The organism is Marivita sp. S6314 (assembly GCF_023015985.1).
Lineage (GTDB): Bacteria > Pseudomonadota > Alphaproteobacteria > Rhodobacterales > Rhodobacteraceae > Marivita.
This window is the reverse complement of record NZ_JALKAO010000003.1, coordinates 144,153-163,094: the sequence shown is the minus strand read 5'-3', so window position 1 is coordinate 163,094 and position 18,942 is coordinate 144,153. Positions and strand designations below refer to the sequence as shown.

The window sequence follows — 18,942 nt, the reverse complement described above, 5'->3', positions numbered from 1 at the left end:
AGCCGCGTCCGTCACGAGGCGTTTTTGCTTCCTGAAAAGAGCGCAAGTCCAATGGCACCAATAAACACCGAGATATCGGCAACGTTGAACGCATATGGGTTGTCGATGCCACAGCACGACATATTGAGAAAGTCCGCCACCGCGCCGTACATCACGCGGTCCACCACGTTGCCCAGCGCGCCACCGATCAGCAATCCGGCAAAGACCAGCCCGATCCGCCCCGGCGGGTCACGCCGCATCCAGACCAGCACAAAAAGCACGATCCCAAGCGCCACCGAGATCAGGATCCACCGGGTCCAATCGGCATTGCCCGACAGCAGGCCGAAATTGATCCCGGTGTTCCATGCCATCCGGAAGTTGAGATAGGGCGGGAACACGTCAATCGCACCGACGCGGGCCAGCTCCATCACATGCACCACCCACCATTTGGTCAGCTGGTCGATCACAAAGATCACGGCTGCAACACTTGCAACTAGGCGCATTCTGGACCCCTTACCTCGGTCGCTCGGCTTGGTCGGGCCGGACGACACACCCCTAGTGCCGGAAATGACGCATGCCCGTCAGCACCATTGCCAGCCCCGCCTCGTCAGCGGCGGCAATCACTTCGTCATCCCGCATCGACCCGCCGGGTTGAATGACAGATGTGGCCCCGGCCGCAGCCGCTTCCATCAAGCCGTCCGCAAACGGGAAAAACGCGTCCGACGCAACCGCGCTGCCCTTGGTCAGCGGTTCGGGCAGACCCAGCGTCTCGGCCATACGTTCGGCTTTCTTGGCCGCGATCAGCGCGCTGTCCACGCGGCTCATCTGGCCCGCACCAACACCCACGGTTGCGCCGTCTTTGACATAGACGATGGCGTTCGATTTCACATGTTTGGCGATTTTCCACGCCAGCAGCAGGTCGCGCATCTGGTCGTCGGTCGGCGCGATCTTGGTGACCACCCTGAGGTCGTCCATATCGACGCGGCCATTATCGCGGTCCTGAATCAAAAGCCCGCCAGAGACCTGTTTCCATGCCGTTCCTGCCTGGGCCGTGTTGGCCAGACCCGGTGTCTGCAACAGGCGCAGGTTTTTCTTAGCCGCAAAGATGTCCTTTGCGTCCTGATGCACGCCGGGGGCGATGACAACTTCGGTAAAGATCTCGGAAATTGCCTCGGCCGTTTCGCCGTCCAGCGTCGAATTCAGCGCCACGATCCCGCCAAACGCGGATGTGCGGTCGCAGTCGAACGCCTTCTGATAGGCTTCTTTCAACGTGGCCCCGGTGGCAACGCCGCACGGATTGGCGTGTTTGATGATCGCGCAGGCATAGCCGTCGCGGGGCAGAAATTCGGACACCAGCTCAAACGCCGCATCGGTGTCGTTGATGTTGTTGTAGCTCAGGTCCTTGCCCTGGATCTGTTCGGCGACGGCCACCCCAGCACGGGCAGAGCCGTCATGGTAGAAAGCGGCATTCTGGTGCGGGTTTTCGCCGTAGCGCAAAGACTGCGCCAGTGTGCCGGCGACCACCCGGCGACGCGGCGTTGCTTCGCCAATCGCATCCGCCATCCACGTGCTGACCGCCGCATCATAGGCCCCGGTGCGGGCATAGGCGATCTGGGCCTGTCGTTTGCGGAAGGCCAGCGTGGTCTGGCCATCGTTCTGGTCAAGTTCGTCCAGCAATGCGCTGTAATCCTCGACATCTACAACGGTGGTGACAAAAGCATGGTTCTTGGCCGCCGCGCGGATCATCGCCGGGCCGCCGATGTCGATGTTTTCGATGCAGGTGTCATAATCCGCGCCCTTGGCAACGGTTTCCTCGAACGGGTAAAGGTTCACCACAAGCAGGTCGATCGCCTTGATGTCATGCTGGAACATCGCCGCGACGTGATCGTCATTGTCGCGCAGCGCCAGCAGACCGCCATGCACCATCGGGTGCAGGGTTTTGACCCGGCCATCCATCATTTCAGGAAAGCCCGTCACCTCTGCCACGTCATGCACCGCAACCCCTGCGTCGCGCAGCGCCTGCGCCGAGCCCCCGGTGGACAGCAACTCGATCCCGCGCGCTTCAAGCGCTTTGGCCAGGTCAACAAGTCCGGTTTTGTCCGAAACAGACAGAAGCGCACGGCGGAGGGGGGCAAGATTGGTCATGACAGCGATGGGTCCCAGATGTTCAGTTCAGCAGCGTCGCGTCGTCCTGAACAAGGTCGCGCACTGCCACGGCAGTGTCCTGAGCCTTCGCCAGAGACCAGCGAACGCGCGTCGCATACTCCATCGCGCGGGCAGATAAAACGATCTGTTTCGTCGCGCGTGGCCGAAGGCGGCCTTTCTCAAGGTAAACCGAAGGTTCGAGCGACAAATCGCAGGCCGCATCAAAGCGAAACACCCAAATCTCGCCGCTGCGCAGGGCCATCGAGACCGCAGCGCCGTTCATATCAATCGCAGCGTCCACTTCGGGGTGCAGATGAAAGCGGATGTCAAACGGGATGCCAGACAGACGGGTGTCTTCCATCTTTTGGTTGAACGTGCCCCGATCCTGTGTGTCGAGCGCGACCAGAAGGTCTTCGCCCACAATGCCACGGCCATCGAAGGTCAGTTCCAGAATGCGCGCATGGGTCAGGCCGTGGGTCTTGAGATAGCCATCATGCCCGCCTTCAAAGCGCACGCCATCGGACGCGCGGGACATTTCCACCGGCACACCCTTGGGCACATCATCCAGCAATTCGCGTTCAATCGGCCCCATCCGGGAGGTTTCGCCAAGTCGGGAGCTGGAAAACCCGTCCAGACACAACGTGGAATGGGACGGTGTGGCGCGTCCGGCGCGGCGCCAGTCTTCGCCAAAGGTCGATCCCGACCCGCAATTGACGATCAGGGGCCGCCGTCCGGAGGTCAGCTCGAACGCCAGTGTCGACGCGTGTGCATTGAAACTGGCCGGGCCCGTCGGGGGAGCCGCGGCGTCGATGATCAGCGTGGTGCGTCCGCCGGACAGACGGGCGTAGCCCATCGTCAGATCCTGGGCCGCCTGTGCCTTGACGCCTGCGGCGGCCAGCGCGGTATCGAGCCGCCCCTCTGCTCCGCGACCGCCGCCGTGAAACCGGGCCAGCCCGCCATCGGCATGACGCAGCGCGCGCAGGGTTGGGACAATTTTTGCAATCGCTTCGATATGTGCCAATTCCGGCGAGCGGCCAAAATCCTGCAATGCATCCCGCGCCCAGATCAGCAGGGTGCAGACCTCCATCAGTTCTTCGGGATTACGGGTTGGAATGCCACCCGCATCGTTGATCTGTCGTGCGCATTCCAGTCCAAGCGCCTTGATCGCAGGGTCGGCCTGTCCCTCCATGCCCTGAAGCGACAGACCCGCCGAAATGAGACCTGTCAGCGCCTCGAACCGGGGCAATCCGGGGGTGGAACTGTGCCAGCGGCGGTTGAGGAAGATGGTCTGCTGCGCAATTGACCGAAAGAACGCGCGTGATTGGTCGGGGGACGCGCCGCTAAGCACGAACAGCGCGTGATGCAGCCAGCGGATGACCCGCCGACCGGCGAGTTCGGGCGTCCAGCCGGGGCCGGAGCCGTTGCCGTAGCGGGAAATCCATTCGAATAGCCATTGCTGCGCAATCTGCCGGGTGGTGGGATCGCCGACGCTGGCCATGTCATCAAGCCAGTGAAAGCCATGGATTTCTTCAAGAAACGCCTCATCCGGCGGGGTGATGTCCCAGAGGATCGCACCGGGCGCTTCGACCAGATGACCGGCGAAAAGCAGGTTGCCCGCGGTCAACTGACGGCCCCGCGCGTAGGACCCGACGGTCCTTGGTTCGGGCTGTCCAACAAAGGCGGCGGCGGGTTTCGCGCGTGCCGACAGACGTGCATGCACACGATTCAAAAACCGGGTCTGCCCCCGTTTGATGGCGTCCAGTCGGAACATCAGCTCTGCCTCTGGCCTGCGTTTGCGCAAGCGTTCTTATGACGCAACCATACCGTTCCAGAAGACCTGAGTCACGGATCAATCTTCAGGCGGGCAATGTCTCGCCTTTGCGGCGCAGGACCGCCATGTAGAACCCGTCCATCCCGCCAAGATCGGGCCAGTAATCGGGCCGCAGCCGGACGCCGCCTTCGGGGCTGATCCAGGCTGGGTCGAGACCCGCGGCACGGGGGGGCAGCGTTTCGAAGTCCGGGAACTGCGATTTGAACCATTTGATCTGGTCCTCACCTTCCTCGCGCAGCAGGCTGCAGGTGCAATAGACCAGCGTTCCGTCCGGTTTGAGGGTCTGAACTGTACGGCCTAGCAAGGCGCGTTGCAGCGTCACCAGATCCTGAATGCCGGTTTGCGTTTTCACGTATGGCAGGTCCGGATGGCGGCGAATGGTGCCAGTGGCGGAACAGGGCGCATCCAGCAGGATCGCGTCAAACGGATCGTCCTGATAGGTCAGCGCATCGGCGACGACGATTTTGGCGGTCAGCTTTGTGCGGTCGAGGTTTTCGCTCAGCCGCGCCATTCGTTTGTCCGAGATATCAAGCGCCGTGACATCGGCACCCTTGGCCGCAAGCTGCATTGTTTTACCACCGGGTGCGGCGCAGATGTCGAGCGCGCGCAGGCCTGTGACATCCCCCAAAAGGTGCACCGGCAGGGCGGCGGCGGCGTCCTGCACCCACCAGTCGCCTTCGGTGAACCCCGGCAAGGCGGACAATTGCCCCCGTCCGGTCAGTCGGACAGAGCCGGTGGGCAGGACCGCGCCATCCAGCGTCTTGGCCCAGTGGTCGGGATTGGATTTCACCGACAGGTCCACCGGCGGTGGCACGGCATGCGCGCGTTCAATCACGGCGACGCCGGATTTGGTCCACGCCTTGGCCAGCCTCGGGCGCAGCCATTTCGGCAGGCGGGTGTCCGGTGCGGCGTCCCAGTCCGACGCGTCGATTGCGGTGATCTTGCGTAGGACGGCGTTGACCAGACCTTTCATCGGTGCGGTTTTCTTGGTCGCGCCGGCCATTTTGACCGCTTCGTTCACCACGCCATGCGCAGCCCCGCCGGTCATCAGCTCAACCGTGGCCATGCGCAACAGGTTCATCACCTTGAGCGGCGGCTGGCGTTGCAGGAGCGGGGTCAGAAGATGATCGGCGCGCCCCAGATAGCGCAGGGTTTCGGTCATCAGGCGCTGAGCCGTGGCCCGTTCCGGCGGAGACAGGGCCATCCAGACATCGTCGGACACAACGTCTGACATCATCCGGCCTTCGCCGATGATCTGGCTGAGGCCTTCGAGGGCGGCGCGTCTGGGCGAAATGGGTGCGGGCACGGGCGTTCCTGTCTTGGGTCGGGGTTGTCCCGATCGAAAAGGCGCGTATATCAAAGGAGGCTGATAGGAAAGACTGCTATGCCTTCTGACACCGCGAAAGACCTGCCCCCTGCCGCCCAGCGCGCTTTGGCCGAAGCCGAAGAGCGCCGGAAGAAGGCACAGAACGACGCTCCCCTGCCCAAGGAATTGGGTGGCCGCGACGGGCCGGAACCGGTGCGTTATGGGGATTGGGAAAAGGGCGGTCTTGCGATCGACTTTTGACGCCTAGCGCAACCGGAAATCCGCAGAGTCGCCCGCGCCGCGATCCGAGGTGAAGCGCATGTCACGTCCATTGGCGCGCACTTCCTGACAATTGTAACCAAGATCATCACCGCCCCAATTCAGGTCGCGGCAGAAAAAACCGTTTTCCCAGGACCACGTTCCGGTCACATCCCATGTGACGCCCCTACCGGTGATCGATCCGTCCGGGCGGACCTGCAACCGCACCATCGGGCGCGCCAGGGTTTTGCCCTGCACCAGTTCGACAAAGGCGGATTTGCTGTCGATCCGCTTGAGCTCCGCAGCGGCGATTTGCGGAAGCAATGCCAGTGTGGCGGCGGCGAAGAGGAGGGCAAGACGGTTCAACATTTTGATCCCTTTAAGTGACGTGGCTGCTTTTGCATACGCGTGTCACATGGGATTGGATCACTTTCAGCCGTCGGCCACTGGTGATGGCTAGTCTTCCGACAGGCCCAGAACGTCGAGCATATCGTATTCGCCCGGGCCCTTGTCCTGTCCCCACAGGGCGGCTTTCAACGCGCCACGGGCAAACAGGGCACGGTCGCTTGCGACATGGCGCAGTGTGATGCGTTCGCCTTCGGCGGCAAAGAGCACATCATGTTCGCCCACAATGTCGCCACCCCGGATGGCCGAGAAGCCGATATCGCCCGACTTGCGTGCGCCGGTGATGCCGTCGCGGCCCCGGTCGGACACATCGTTCAGGTCCACACCGCGACCTGCGGCAGCGGCTTCGCCCAGCATCAGGGCGGTGCCGGAGGGCGCGTCGACCTTCTTGTTGTGGTGGTATTCGATGATTTCGATGTCGTAATCGGTGTCGAGCGCGGCCGCGACCTTGCGGGTCAGAACGGTCAGCAGGTTCACGCCAAGGCTCATGTTGCCGGCACGCACGACAACGGCATGACGTGCCGCGATCTTGATCCTGGCCAGATCTTCGTCGGACAAACCGGTGGTGCCAATCACATGCACGACGCGGGCCTGTGCGGCGAGGTCGGCAAAGGCCACGGTTGCGGCGGGTGCGGTAAAGTCGATGACGGCATGCGCGCGGGCAAAGCTTTCCAGCGGATCGTCTTCGACCAGAACGCCCAAAGGCGCGCCGCCCATCGCGGTGCCGACATCCTGACCCACCCAATCGTGACCGGTGCGTTCAATGGCCCCGGTCAGCGTGAGTTTCGGATGCTTGTTGATCTCGGCGACAAGCATTTGCCCCATCCGCCCGGACACTCCGGTGACGACAACTCCGATTTCTTCGCTCATGGCCAAACTCCGCCGATGCCTTTTCCGCTTCCATAGCGGGTGACCGGATGCTTGGCAAAGGCCGCCAGACGTCTTATGTGGCGAAGATGGCAAAAAACCGTTTTCAGAACTCAGGTGGCCCGAGCCAACGACAGCTTCGCGTCGGGGAACTGATCCGACGTACGCTTGCGGAAGTGCTGGCGCGTGGGGATATCCATGATCCCGATCTCAATCGCTATTCCATTACGGTGGGCGAGGTCAGAACATCGCCGGACCTCAAGGTCGCCACGGTCTACGTGGTGCCGCTTGGCGGCAAGGGGCAGGACGACATCCTGGAGTTGCTGAACCGCAATCGCAACGAGTTGCGGCGCGTGGTCTCCAAGAACCTGACGTTGAAGTATTCGCCGGAGCTGCGGTTCCGGCTGGATGACACGTTCGACCGTATGGATGACACACGCCGCATGTTCGCGCAGGATGATGTGCGGCGTGATGTTGAGGGCTAGCCTTACCGGCCTTGTGGTTGCGCTGGGACTTGGCCTGTCTGCAGAGGCGGCGGTGCCCTGTGAAGAACGCGAATTTGACGGGTTGCGGTACACCGTCTGTTTTGCGGATGCCCGCACCGATGACATCCGGTTGTTTCTGGACGGGCCATCCGGTGAAAAGTTCGGGCAGTTTTCGGCCGTTGACGCGGCGTTGAAGGCCGATGGCAAGCGGCTGGCCTTTGCGATGAATGGCGGGATGTATCACGATGATCGCGCGCCGGTTGGCCACTACATTGAAAACGGCACCGAGGTGATGCGCGTTGTGCCGAACGCCGGGCCAGGGAATTTCGGTCTGTTGCCGAACGGCGTGTTCTGCATCCGCGATGACCGGGCCGATGTGATCGAGACGCTGCGCTATGACGCCCAAAGACCGGATTGCCGCTTTGCGACGCAATCGGGGCCGATGCTGGTGATTGATGGCGCGCTGCATCCCCGGTTTCTGGAAGACAGCACCTCGCGCTATGTGCGCAACGGGGTTGGCACATCTGCGGATGGATCGCAGGTGGCGTTTGTGATTTCGGACGACGCGGTGACCTTTCACGAATTCGGGCGGATTTTCCGCGATGATCTTGGCCTGCCGCAGGCGTTGTTCCTGGACGGGAGCGTGTCGCGGTTGCATGCGCCGGGTCTGAACCGGTCGGATTTCGGACGCTGGCTGGGGCCGATTGTCGGCGTGGTTGAACCGCTGGACCCGTAGCGGGGTTGCGGTGGCGCACGCTGCGCTCTACCTCTCACCAGCCAGATACCGGGATCGGAGGCCGCATGACGGACACGCTTGAACAGCTTTCACAAAGCCTATTGCACCACGCGAAACGCGCAGGCGCGGATGCCGCCGATGTTTTGGCGGTACGGGGTGACGCGATTTCGATTGATGTGCGCAACGGCGCCTTGGAACAGGCGGAACGGTCTGAATCCACCGATATCGGGTTGCGGGTCTTTGTCGGGCAGCGGGTGGCCAACGTGTCGTCTTCGGATGTGCGGCCCGAAAGCCTTGCCATGATGGCAGAGCGCGTGGTCGCGATGGCCAAGGAAGCGCCGGAAGACCCGTATGTTGGTTTGGCGGATGCGGATCAACTGGCGGCTGAACGCACGGCAGACGGTCTTGAGCTTTATGATCCCTCTGCCGAGCCTGCCCCGTCTGCGTTGGAAGAAGATGCAGGTGTGGCGGAAGCCACGGCCCTGGCGATTGACGGGATCACGCAGGTGTCCGGTGCGTCCGCAGGCTATGGACGGCAGGATATTCACCTGGCCGCCAGCAATGGCTTTTCCGGCGGGTATCGCCGGACGTCGCGCCACACCTCCTGTGTGGCGATTGCCGGGAGCGGCACCGGGATGGAGCGGGATTACGACGGCGATCAGCGCATTTTTCAAAGCGATCTGAGATCGGCGCAGGAGATCGGTGAAACCGCAGCCCACCGGGCGCTGGAGCGGATGAATCCGCGCAAGCCGAAGACCGGGGCATATCCGGTGTTGTTTGACGAACGTGTGTCGTCGACCTTGATTGGCCATCTTCTGGGCGCGATCAACGGCGCGGCGATTGCGCGGCGGTCGTCCTGGGCGTTGGACCTTCTAGGAGAGCAGGTGCTTCCGACCTCCCTGTCGCTGATCGAAGATCCGCACCGGGTGCGCGTTGGCGGATCGCGCCCGTTTGATGCCGAGGGACTGGCGACGCGGACCCGCGAGATTGTCAAAGACGGTGTGCTGACCGGATGGACGCTGGATCTGGCGACGGCGCGCAAACTTGAGATGGCGTCGACCGCCAGTGCGGCGCGGGGCACGTCCGGGGGTCCGTCGCCCAGCGTGTCGAACGTGGCTCTAACCCAGGGGGATCTGTCGCGCGCGGATCTGATTGCCCAGATGGGCACGGGACTGGTGGTGACGTCGATGATCGGATCCACGATCAACCCGAACACGGGCGACTATTCGCGTGGGGCTGCCGGGGTCTGGGTGGAGAACGGTGAAGTGGCTTATCCGGTCAGCGGCGTGACCATCGCCGGGAACCTGCGCGATATGCTGAAACGGATGACGCCGGGCAATGACGCGCGCCCGTGGCTCAGCCGGGTGGTGCCGTCGCTGTTGGTTGAAGGGCTGACCCTTGCCGGAGACTGATCTTGGTCTGCTGATTGCGGCGGCCCGCGCCGCTGGTGAGATCGCGGTGCGGGAAAAGGCGCGCGGGCTGGATGTTGAGGACAAGCCCGGCGGTGCCGGGCCGGTGACGCAGGCGGATATCGCGGTGGACCGGGCCTTGCGCGAGACGCTGACGGCGGACCGCCCGGAGTATGGCTGGCTGAGCGAAGAGACCGAGGACGATCTGGACCGGCTGTCCCGCGACACCCTGTTCATTGTTGATCCGATTGACGGCACACGCAGCTTTATCAACGGTGACGCGACCTGGGCGCATTCGCTGGCCATCGTGCGCAATGGGCGCGTGACGCAGGGCGTGGTGTACCTGCCCGAGATGGACCTGATGTATGCTGCCGATGCGTCCGGCGGGGCGACCTGCAATGGCGTCGCGGTGCAAGTGTCGCCGGATGTCGGACTGAACGACGCCAGCATTCTGGCCACCAAGCCGAATATGGACCCCAAGCACTGGAGCCGGGATGTTCCCGGCTTCAAGCGCGCGCATCGCCCATCGCTTGCCTACCGCCTCGCACTGGTGGCGCAGGGACGGTACGATGCGATGCTGACGCTGCGGCCCAGTTGGGAATGGGACATTGCGGCGGGGGCGCTGATCTTGTCCGAAGCGGGGGCGACGGTGACGGATCGCGATGGTCTGCCACTGGTGTTCAACAACACCCTGCCCCAGACGGCTGGTGTGATCGGGGCCGCGCCGGGGCTGCATCGGCAGATCGCCGATGCGCTGGTCTATCCGGGTTAAAGAACCTCGATCACGTCCTTGTCGATGGACAGCATATAGCCCCGGCGGGCGATGTTCTTGATCAGCAATTCACTGACCAGTTGATTGCCCAACCCATCGCGCAGGCGCTTGATGCGGGTGGCCCCGGCGGCCTCGTCGCAGTCGCTTTCGGACCTGCCCGAGATGATCGCTTCGATCTGGGCCCCGGAGAGCAGGTCATCGTCAAGCCGGGCCTCGGCCAGAATGGACATCGTTTCCATCATCGCGTCGGTGAGTTTGAACCCCATCGTGTTGAGATACACCGTGTTTTCCTCGCGGCTCACGATCAATGAACTGACCTGAATCCCCGAGCGTTCGATTTGCGCCATGCGGCGGTTCAGGACGACGAGCATCACCAGAAACACAAGCGCCGCGACCAGCATCGCGGTGGCAAAGACAAGCAGCACAAAGATCGTCGTGCGGTATCCGGCCAGCGTGTCGGAGAACGCGGTGCCGGATTGGGCCAAGATTTCGAGCAGTTTGATTTCCGCCTGCGAGGTGAGATCATCGTTTTCGACAAAGATCTGTTCGACCCGCGCGTTAAAGGCGTTGGCGTCGGGCAGCGTCAGGACAAGCACCACCCCGGCCACGGCCAGAAGCGCCACGATCGCCGCGATCCCGATCGCGACGATCCGAGTGCCCGAGCGGCGCGCGTCAGTAGCGGAGGAAGTGGGGTCCGGCACTTTCTTTCCTTTCGGCAAGTCCGTTTTCGTCAAAGACCGACACGACATTGAGCAGCGTCCAGCCTGCCCGCGCCAGGCGGCTATCGAGCTGCTGCGCGGCGGCGTTGACGTTGCAGGCGCCGCTGATTTCAGCGACCCCGTAATGCAGCCGCAAGGGGGCGTCCTGCTTGGCCTTGTAATCGGCATAACAGGCCGCCTGTGCGGTGGCCGGCACGCAGAGCAGCGCCAGCAAGAGGAAGGCGAATACGTGTTTCATGCCGTCACCGTGCGGGGTTCAGGTGCGAAATTCAATAACAGGGCCGATGATATCGGATAACCAGCCCGCGATATTGCCTGACTTTCCCGGATGCCCCGCAATGAGCGTCACCGGCAAAGGCCGTTTGCGTCCTTGCCCCTTATCGCTGCCGCTACTGGCTTCACCAGACCGGGAAAGGAAACCGATCATGTCACGCAAATTCATCGCTGCGGTTCTTGCTGTTTCAACCGCCATTGCAGGGTTCTCTGCCGCGCCTGCACGGGCGGCGTCGGAGGACGATATCGCCAAGCTGCTGGCCGGAGCGGCCACGATTTTCATCATTGGAAAAGCGATTGAAAACTCTCGGGACAAGGATCGGAAGGACAAGACCCACAAGAAAAAGACGGTGAAAAAGCACTACACCCACCCCAATGTGATTGACCACCAGCCTATCCCGAAGGTTGTGCCCCGCCACAGGCATCAGTTTGACCGGTACACCGCCCTGCCGCGGAAATGCGTCCGCCGGATCGAGGGCGGTCATGTGAAACGCGTGGTCATGGGCCGGTGTCTTGAGCGGAACTACAACAGCGCGCGCGCCCTGCCCCGGGCGTGCCGGATGAAGGTTGCCACGCAACGCGGCACCCGCCGGGCCTATGCGCTGCCGTGCTTGCGGCACCGTGGATATACGCTCGCCCGGAACTGATCCGGGTCGGGCCTACGGGGTGACTTTGGTCCTTTGACGCGCCCCGCACCTTGCGCGCATGGTGGCCCCACGCCATGCGCGCTTTTTCTATTTGCGCCGTCACAGTTTCAGTTTTGTGATCCCTGCCCGATGGAACTCATTTGCGCCGCGAATCGTTCGGCTGTTAGAGTGTGGTGAGGCAAGGAAAAAAGGTATGGGCGAATGACCGGGCTGAACCGCACGATCCTGGGCGCGTTGGTGGCGTTGATTCCATCTTTCGGGTTCTCCCAAGACCTTGATCTGAATGTCTCTGGTGGCAGTGATGAGCTGCGTAGCGAGCTTAAAGCCGCCATGTCGATGTGGAGCCTGAAAGACGCGGACGACGCCACACCGCAGTCACTGGTTGCTGCCGCGCAGGCCGATTATGCGCGAATTCTGGGGGCGCTGTATGATGGCGGACGGTTTGGCCCGACAATCTCGATCCGCATCGACGGTCGGGAAGCGGCGGATATTTCACCGTTCGAGGCACCGCGATCTATCGCCCAGATTGTCGTGGACGTGGATCCGGGACCGAGATTCACCTTTGGACGCGCCGAGATTGGCCCGCTGGCCGAGGGAACCGAGGTACCTGAGACTTTTCGCGAAGGCGCGCGCGCTGGGACGCGCCCGGTTCAGGACGCGACGCGCGCCGGTATCGCGGCGTGGCGGCAGGACGGGCATGCCAAGGCGCGCCTGTCTGAACAACAGATTTTTGCCGATCATCCGAAGCGAGAACTTGATGTGACGCTGGGGCTCGACCCCGGTCCGCGATTGCGGTTCGGCAATGTTGAGGTGACCGGCAGCGAAAGCGTGCGGCGCACCCGGATCCGCGAGATTGCCGGGCTTCCGCAAGGCGAGGTGTTTGACCCCGATGAAATCGCGGGGGCGGAGCGTCGATTGCGCCAGACCGGTGTGTTCACATCGGTGGCGGTATCCGAAGCCGAAACGCCGAATGCGGATGGCACGCTGGACGTGGCCATTCAGGTGGCGGATCAGAAACCCCGGCGGTTTGGCTTTGGCGCGGAAGTGTCGACGCAGGAAGGCGGCAAGATCAGTGCGTTCTGGCTGCACCGGAATTTCTTTGGCGGGGCCGAACGCCTCCGGGTGGATGGCGAAATTGCAGGCATTGGCACCAACGAGAACGATGTCGATTACAAGCTGTCTCTGACCTACGGGCGGCCATCGACCTTTACGCGGGATACCGAATTTTATCTGAAAACCGGTATAGAGCGGCTGGAAGAGCCCGGCTTCAAGAGCACACAGGTTGGACTTGCAACGGGTTTGCTGCACCGGTTTTCCGATACGCTGAGCGGCAGTCTGGAACTTGGCTATCGCTACACGGATACCGAGGACGCGTTTGGCGAGCGGGAGTTCGAGCTGCTTCTGGCGACCCTGGGCGCGGTTTACGACACAAGGAATGACGCGTTGAACCCGACGAGCGGGTTTTACATTGATGCTCAGGGTACGCCGTTCCTGGGGTTGGATGACACCGAAAGCGGGTTTCGCCTGACATCTGATGCGCGCACCTATGTGGGCTTTGGCGAAGGCGACCGCTTCGTGCTGGCGGGGCGCGCGCAGATCGGATCGGTCTGGGGGCCAAGCCTGTCGGAAACGGTGCCGGATTACCTGTTTTACTCGGGCGGGGGCGGCACGGTGCGCGGGCAACCCTATCAATCGCTGGGTGTGACGGCCGATAACGGCGAATTCACCGGCGGCAAGAGCTTTGCCGCCGTGTCTGCCGAACTGCGCGCAATGGTGCGGGACAATATCGGCGTTGTCGGGTTTTACGATGCCGGGTTCATCACCGATGAAAGCGGCTTTGCCGGTGAGAGCGACTGGCATGGCGGCGCAGGGGTTGGGCTTCGGTACATCACCGGAATCGGTGCGATCCGGCTGGATGTGGCAACCCCAACCACGGGGGATGAGGCCGGGCAGAATTTCGAAATTTATATCGGCATAGGGCAGGCCTTCTGAGATGCGGGTATTTCTTTCACTTTTACTGCTGATGTGGATCCCCGTTGCGTCGATGGCGCAGGATGAGGACGAGGATGTCGGTTTTCTGGCCAATCTATTGCAGGACTCGCTGTCCGGGGACGGGCATGACGTACGGATCGTGGGGTTTGACGGGGCGCTGTCAAGCGAAGCGACCATCGAGCGGCTGACGATTTCCGACAAGGATGGTGAGTGGTTTCGTGCAGAAACCATCGTGCTGGATTGGAGCCGTCTGTCACTGCTGCGCGGACGGGTGCAAGTGGACCGTTTCAGCGCCGAGCGCGTGGTGTTTGCCCGACCTCCCAACGTGGAAGCGGAAACGCCCAGTGCCGAAGCAACTCCGTTTACCATTCCGGACCTGCCGGTGTCGGTGAACATTGGCGAGATCGCCGTCACGTCGGCCTTTATCGGTGCGCCTGTGCTGGGCGAAGACGTGGAACTGACGGTGTCAGGATCGGCGGCGCTGGCCGATGGCGGTGCGGACATTCAGTTTGATCTGAAGCGGATTGACGGTGAGGCGGCCCAGATCAGCCTGGCCGCCGGGTTTGATCCGTCCTCGCGCGATTTGACCGTTGATTTGACGGCCGAGGAAGAGGCCAACGGGATCGCGGCGCGGCTTCTGAACATCCCGGGGCAACCTGCATTGGCCTTGACCGTGCAAGGGGACGGTCAGGTTGACGATTTTGTTGCCAATATTTCGCTGGATACCGATGGTCAGCCACGGATCACCGGCACCGTTGAAATCCTTGCGCCGCAAGACAGCGAGGCTTGGAACGTCGAGGTTGACATCACGGGCGACCCAACCCCGCTTTTGACAGAGGAAATACAGCCGTTTTTCGGCGCGCAGGTCGGCTTGCAGGCAGAGATTCAACGCGAGGCCTCGGGGCGGATTGTTCTTCCGACGTTTGACCTGAATGCGGCGAAGCTGTCGGTCTCTGGAACGGCGGCGATTTCGGATACCATGTGGTTGGAATCGCTGGATGCAAAGGGCGAGATTGCTGATCCGAGTGGGGATCTGGTGGTGTTGCCGTTTGGCGGCGGGGCGAATCAGGTGCAGTCGGTCACGTTTGACGCCGCATTTGCAGACGAGATCACGTTTGACGCGCGGGTGCAGGATGTCCGGACACCGGCGGCGACGCTCGGGGCGCTGACACTCACCGGGCGCGGCACGCTGGACCAACACAGCTTTTCCGAGACCGGGAAGCTGGCGCTGGATCTGGATTGGAACGCGGAGGCGCTGCGTCTGACCGATCCGGGTTTGGCCGAAGCTGTTGGCACCGACCTGACCGGTGGCGCGCAGATTGATTACCAGCGTGGTGCGCCTGTGCGGATCACCGAACTGGAGGCCAATGGCGCGGATTACGGTGTCACCGGCACTGCAACCTGGCAGTCCGAGGAGACCATACCGCTGGCGTTGGACCTCAGGCTGATTGCGCAGGATATCACGCGGTTTTCCACGTTGGCCGGGCGGGATCTGGATGGCCGGGTGGAGGTCACCATTGATGGGGCCGTTGGGCCGATTTCAGGTGCGTTCGACCTTATTGTCGATGGAACGACATTGGATCTGTCGGTTGGGCAGAATGTGGCGGATCGCATCCTGTCGGGGGTTGGGGCCGCGCGGTTGGATGCGCGCCGGGACGAGACGGGCACAACGCTCAGATCTTTGCGGGTCACCACCTCTGCAACGACGATCAATGCGACGGGGCAACTCACATCCGGGCGCAGTGCGCTGCGGTTTGACGGGCGTCTTGCAAACCTGGACCGCGTGTTTCCCGGCGAAGCCGAAGGGACGGCGGTCTTGAACGGGTCAGTCGAACTGGAGGGTGCGCGACTTGTGACCACGGAAGTGACCGCCAAGCTATCAAACGCCTCCGGCACTGTGCGCTTGCCTGTGGCCGGTGGTCTTGAGCTTGAAGAAGGCACGGTCATCGTGTCGGCCACGGGGGGACCGAATGGCACCTGGGTGTCGGATATCAAGGCGGCGAATGTGCAGTCGTCGATCCTGTCGGCGGTGGGTCTTGATCTGGCCGGAGAAGGGAACCTGTCGCAAAGCGAAAGCGGTGCGGTGACAGCCGCCGACGGGCAATTGCTGGCCTCCGGGTCCGGCATACGGTTCGCTGATCCTGGCATCGCGCAAGCGCTGGGACGGGCGCCGACTGTGTCTGCGTCCTTTGACTGGCAGCAGGCGGCGGATCGGTTGGCGATCACGGCGCTTTCGGTCGAGACCGGGTCGATCGACGTAACCGGATCGGCGCTTATAACCGAGCTGACAACTGCGCCAGATGTGCAAGGATCCGCGTCGCTTGTGGCGCAGAGCCTTGCGCCATTGTCCGGGTTGGCGGGACAGTCCTTGCGGGGGCAAGCCCAGATGGACGTGACCGCCACCTATCAAAGCGCGGACGCGTTTCAGGTGTCGGCAAGCGGGCAAGGGTCCGGCTTGGGCATTGGCAATGACATCCTTGATCGGCTTTTGGTGGGTGTGACGCGGTTCGAGTTTGCGGCGAACGGGCAGGACACCGCGCTGGAGCGGTTGAGCGCAACGCTGTCAAACCCCGAAATCACCGCAGAGATCAGCGGACCGCTGAGCGATCTGAACATTGATGCTACCTTGCGTGACATGGCGTTGATTGCGCCGGACTTTCCCGGAGCACTGACCGTGGACGGGACGATTGGACAACAGGCGTCGGGGTATATCGTGGATGTCGATGTGACCGGACCCGGTGGGGCGGACCTTCGGGTGGATGGAACGGTTGTCGATGCGTCGCGCGCCAACCTGTCGATCAACGGCAATGCTGCGCTTGGACTTGCCAACGCGTTTATTGAACCACGGCGTCTGAATGGGCGGGCGGCGCTGGATCTGAGGTTGAACGGGCCGCTTGCAGTCAGCAGCTTGTCCGGCACCATCACGCCATCGCAGGCCGAACTGAGCGCGCCAACGCTGGGGATCATCCTGCAGCCGATCACGGGGCAGATCACATTGCAAAACGGGGCTGCTCAAATCGCGCTGGACGCCGCCGGGAATAACGGTGGGTCGATTGACGTGAACGGACGGGTCGGGCTGAGTTCGTTTGACACCAGTCTGACGGCGACATTTAACCGGTTCGGTGTGCGCGACGTGGAACTTTATGACACCAGCGTGGATGGCACGGTCAACGTCACCGGGCAGATTGCGCGCAACCTGCTGATCGCCGGGACGTTGCGGCTGGGTGAGACGGAAATACAGGTGCCGTCCTCGAGCATATCCGCGCTGAATGACATCCCGAATATCAAGCATCTGGGGGCCACCCGCCCGGTGATGCGCACGATCGAGCGGGCCGGGTTAAGCAACACCGCCGAAGAGGAGATCGCGGTGGGTCGGCAATCGACAACGCGGCTGGACCTGACCCTGTCCGCACCCAGCCGGATCTTTGTGCGCGGTCGGGGACTGGACGCCGAACTTGGCGGACAATTGCGGCTGACGGGCACAACCTCGAACATTATTCCGCAAGGGGGGTTTGAGCTGGTGCGCGGTCGGCTGGACATCCTCAATCAGCGGTTCGTCCTGAACGAAGGGCGCATTCAGCTTAGCGGGAGTTTCGACCCGGTCTTGCGGTTTGTTGCAACGACCGAAGCGAATGGCATCGAAGTGCAGGTTGTCCTTGATGGGCCGGTGTCGTCGCCGGATATTTCGTTTTCATCTTCGCCGGAACTGCCCGAAGACGAAGTTCTGGCCCAGCTTTTGTTCGGTCGCAGCCTGTCGGATCTGTCCCCTTTGCAGGCGCTGGAACTGGCCAATGCCGTGGCAACCCTTGCGGGTGGCGGCGCTGGCGGGTTGCTGACCGATTTGCGCGACGGGTTCGGGTTGGACGATCTTGACCTCGCGCGGACCGATGATGGCGGAACGGCCGTGCGCGCCGGCAAGTACATCACGGAAAACGTCTATTCCGATGTGGTGGTCGAGAGCGGCGGGCGGACCGAGTTGAGCATCAACCTCGACATCACCCGCAGCTTGACCGCCCGGGGAAGCGTTGACAATGAAGGCAACTCCTCCCTCGGGATCTTTTTCGAACGCGATTACTGAAGACACTCCGCGAAACGGGTCGTCATGTCCCGAAGCAAAGCCGGATAGAAAGCCGCGCCAAGGTCAATCTGCGCGCCCAGCGGGTCAAGCTCTACAGTGCGCGCATCGGTCCGGTCGATCACGGTTTGCACCAGGCGGTCGCTGTATTGCGGCTCAGAAAAGACGCAGACGACGTTTTGATCCCTGATCCTGGCCTGGATTTCCGCGACATGAGACGGGCTGGGCGGAACGGCGTCGCTGAGCGACAGGGCCCCGGTTGCGCTTAGCCCGAACTGCGCCTCGAAATAGTGATACGCGTCGTGGAAGACGACAAAGGGTTTGCCCTGAAGTGGCGCAAGTCGCGCGCGGGCGGCGTCGGTTTCTTTGGCAACTGTGGCTTTGGCGGCGGATGCATTGGCGGTGTAGGTTGCGGCATTGTCCGGATCGATTTCGGACAGGATCGCGGCGATGTGTGTCAGCCAGACCTGCGCATTGGCCGGATCAAGCCATGCGTGCGGGTCTGTGCCATCGTGATCGTGGCCTTCGTGCTCGTGGCCTTCGTGCGCATGGTCGTCGTCATGTGCGTGGTCGTCGCTGTGAGCGTGGTCGTCGTTGTGGTTGTGCTCTTCCTCATCATGCGCGTGGTCGCCGTGGTCATGGTCATCATGGCCCTCGTCTGCGCCAAACGCAGCGGTGTCACGGAACGAACGCAGGGTTGCGCCTTCGACGGACAGCAGCGCGCTGTGCCGGGCGTCTGGCGCGAGCGTTTCGATCGGGGTTTCAAGCCATGGTGTCAGGGCATCCCCCATCCAGAACACCACATCGGCCTCTTGCAAAGCGGCAGCTGTTGAAGGACGCATCGCGTTGGTGTGAGGGCTGGCGGACGGATCAATGAGCAAGCTTGGCGTTGCCTGATCGCCTGTCACCATGGAGACTAGGCCATGTACCGGGGCGATGTCCGTCGCGATGCGAGGCATATCGGCATGGGCCAGAGTGGCTGTGGACGTCAGGACAAGAGCGAGAGATGTGATACGGATCATGAGCGACCTGTTTGTTAGAAT

Annotated in this window: 17 protein-coding genes; 8 read left to right on the top strand and 9 right to left on the bottom strand. The window is 62.3% G+C overall.

Features of this window, described 5'->3' with window-relative positions:
- Positions 1-11 precede the first annotated feature (11 nt).
- The 4 genes from lspA to MWU54_RS09305 all read right to left on the bottom strand — a co-directional run bounded on the left by lspA (position 12) and on the right by MWU54_RS09305 (position 5,261).
- Positions 12-482, bottom strand: coding sequence for a signal peptidase II (gene lspA / locus MWU54_RS09320; protein ID WP_247082474.1), 471 nt, complete (start codon positions 480-482; stop codon positions 12-14).
- 52 nt (positions 483-534) lie between these two features.
- Positions 535-2,124, bottom strand: a complete 1,590-nt coding sequence (gene purH / locus MWU54_RS09315) for a bifunctional phosphoribosylaminoimidazolecarboxamide formyltransferase/IMP cyclohydrolase (protein WP_247082472.1) — start codon at positions 2,122-2,124, stop codon at positions 535-537.
- A 22-nt stretch (positions 2,125-2,146) separates the two neighbouring features.
- A complete protein-coding gene (locus MWU54_RS09310) occupies positions 2,147-3,895 on the bottom strand; it encodes a heparinase II/III family protein (protein WP_247082470.1) in 1,749 nt (582 codons plus the stop codon).
- Between the two features lie 85 nt (positions 3,896-3,980).
- Complete coding sequence (locus tag MWU54_RS09305) at positions 3,981-5,261, bottom strand: transcription antitermination factor NusB (protein WP_247082468.1); 1,281 nt, start codon at positions 5,259-5,261, stop codon at positions 3,981-3,983.
- Positions 5,262-5,339: 78 nt separating this feature from the next.
- On the opposite strand from MWU54_RS09305, the gene MWU54_RS09300 reads away from it, so the two are divergent.
- Positions 5,340-5,522, top strand: a complete 183-nt coding sequence (locus MWU54_RS09300) for a DUF1674 domain-containing protein (RefSeq protein WP_247082466.1) — start codon at positions 5,340-5,342, stop codon at positions 5,520-5,522.
- A gap of 3 nt (positions 5,523-5,525) precedes the next feature.
- Here the strand turns inward: MWU54_RS09300 and MWU54_RS09295 are convergent, their stop codons facing one another.
- Together MWU54_RS09295 and dapB are read right to left on the bottom strand one after the other, a co-directional pair.
- Positions 5,526-5,888: a dihydrodipicolinate reductase gene (locus tag MWU54_RS09295; RefSeq protein ID WP_247082464.1), complete on the bottom strand. Its 363-nt coding sequence runs from the start codon at positions 5,886-5,888 to the stop codon at positions 5,526-5,528.
- A gap of 87 nt (positions 5,889-5,975) precedes the next feature.
- Entirely contained in the window at positions 5,976-6,794 is an 819-nt protein-coding gene (dapB, locus tag MWU54_RS09290; RefSeq protein ID WP_247082462.1) for a 4-hydroxy-tetrahydrodipicolinate reductase, read from the bottom strand.
- Positions 6,795-6,880: 86 nt separating this feature from the next.
- Here dapB and rbfA point away from each other — a divergent pair, with 86 nt between their 5' ends.
- The 4 genes from rbfA (at position 6,881) to MWU54_RS09270 (ending at position 10,193) form a co-directional block, all read left to right on the top strand.
- Positions 6,881-7,276: a 30S ribosome-binding factor RbfA gene (gene rbfA, locus MWU54_RS09285; RefSeq protein ID WP_247082460.1), complete on the top strand. Its 396-nt coding sequence runs from the start codon at positions 6,881-6,883 to the stop codon at positions 7,274-7,276.
- Positions 7,263-8,012: a phosphodiester glycosidase family protein gene (locus tag MWU54_RS09280; protein WP_247083993.1), complete on the top strand. Its 750-nt coding sequence runs from the start codon at positions 7,263-7,265 to the stop codon at positions 8,010-8,012. The genes rbfA and MWU54_RS09280 overlap by 14 nt, the downstream gene beginning before the upstream one ends.
- Positions 8,013-8,077: 65 nt before the next feature.
- A complete protein-coding gene (locus MWU54_RS09275) occupies positions 8,078-9,424 on the top strand; it encodes a TldD/PmbA family protein (protein ID WP_247082458.1) in 1,347 nt (448 codons plus the stop codon).
- A complete protein-coding gene (locus MWU54_RS09270; protein WP_247082456.1) occupies positions 9,411-10,193 on the top strand; it encodes a 3'(2'),5'-bisphosphate nucleotidase CysQ in 783 nt (260 codons plus the stop codon). Before MWU54_RS09275 ends, MWU54_RS09270 begins: the two co-directional genes overlap by 14 nt.
- Here the strand turns inward: MWU54_RS09270 and MWU54_RS09265 are convergent.
- Together MWU54_RS09265 and MWU54_RS09260 are read right to left on the bottom strand one after the other, a co-directional pair.
- Positions 10,190-10,894 (bottom strand): hypothetical protein, encoded by a 705-nt coding sequence (locus tag MWU54_RS09265; protein ID WP_247082454.1) that lies wholly within the window; start codon positions 10,892-10,894, stop codon positions 10,190-10,192. The genes MWU54_RS09270 and MWU54_RS09265 overlap by 4 nt on opposite strands.
- Positions 10,866-11,150: a hypothetical protein gene (locus tag MWU54_RS09260; protein WP_247082452.1), complete on the bottom strand. Its 285-nt coding sequence runs from the start codon at positions 11,148-11,150 to the stop codon at positions 10,866-10,868. Before MWU54_RS09260 ends, MWU54_RS09265 begins: the two co-directional genes overlap by 29 nt.
- Before the next feature lie 187 nt (positions 11,151-11,337).
- Here MWU54_RS09260 and MWU54_RS09255 point away from each other — a divergent pair, with 187 nt between their 5' ends.
- The 3 genes from MWU54_RS09255 (at position 11,338) to MWU54_RS09245 (ending at position 17,902) form a co-directional block, all read left to right on the top strand.
- Positions 11,338-11,832 carry a hypothetical protein gene (locus tag MWU54_RS09255; RefSeq protein ID WP_247082450.1) on the top strand — a complete coding sequence of 165 codons (495 nt, stop codon included), beginning with the start codon at positions 11,338-11,340 and terminating at the stop codon, positions 11,830-11,832.
- Positions 11,833-12,033: 201 nt separating this feature from the next.
- Positions 12,034-13,824, top strand: a complete 1,791-nt coding sequence (locus tag MWU54_RS09250; protein WP_247082448.1) for an autotransporter assembly complex family protein — start codon at positions 12,034-12,036, stop codon at positions 13,822-13,824.
- Positions 13,825-13,855: 31 nt separating this feature from the next.
- Complete coding sequence (locus MWU54_RS09245; RefSeq protein WP_247082446.1) at positions 13,856-17,902, top strand: translocation/assembly module TamB domain-containing protein; 4,047 nt, start codon at positions 13,856-13,858, stop codon at positions 17,900-17,902.
- Here MWU54_RS09245 and MWU54_RS09240 read toward each other — a convergent pair.
- A complete protein-coding gene (locus MWU54_RS09240) occupies positions 17,896-18,921 on the bottom strand; it encodes a zinc ABC transporter substrate-binding protein (RefSeq protein WP_247082444.1) in 1,026 nt (341 codons plus the stop codon). The two genes, MWU54_RS09245 and MWU54_RS09240, sit on opposite strands and share 7 nt — an antisense overlap.
- Between the last annotated feature and the right edge of the window lie 21 nt (positions 18,922-18,942).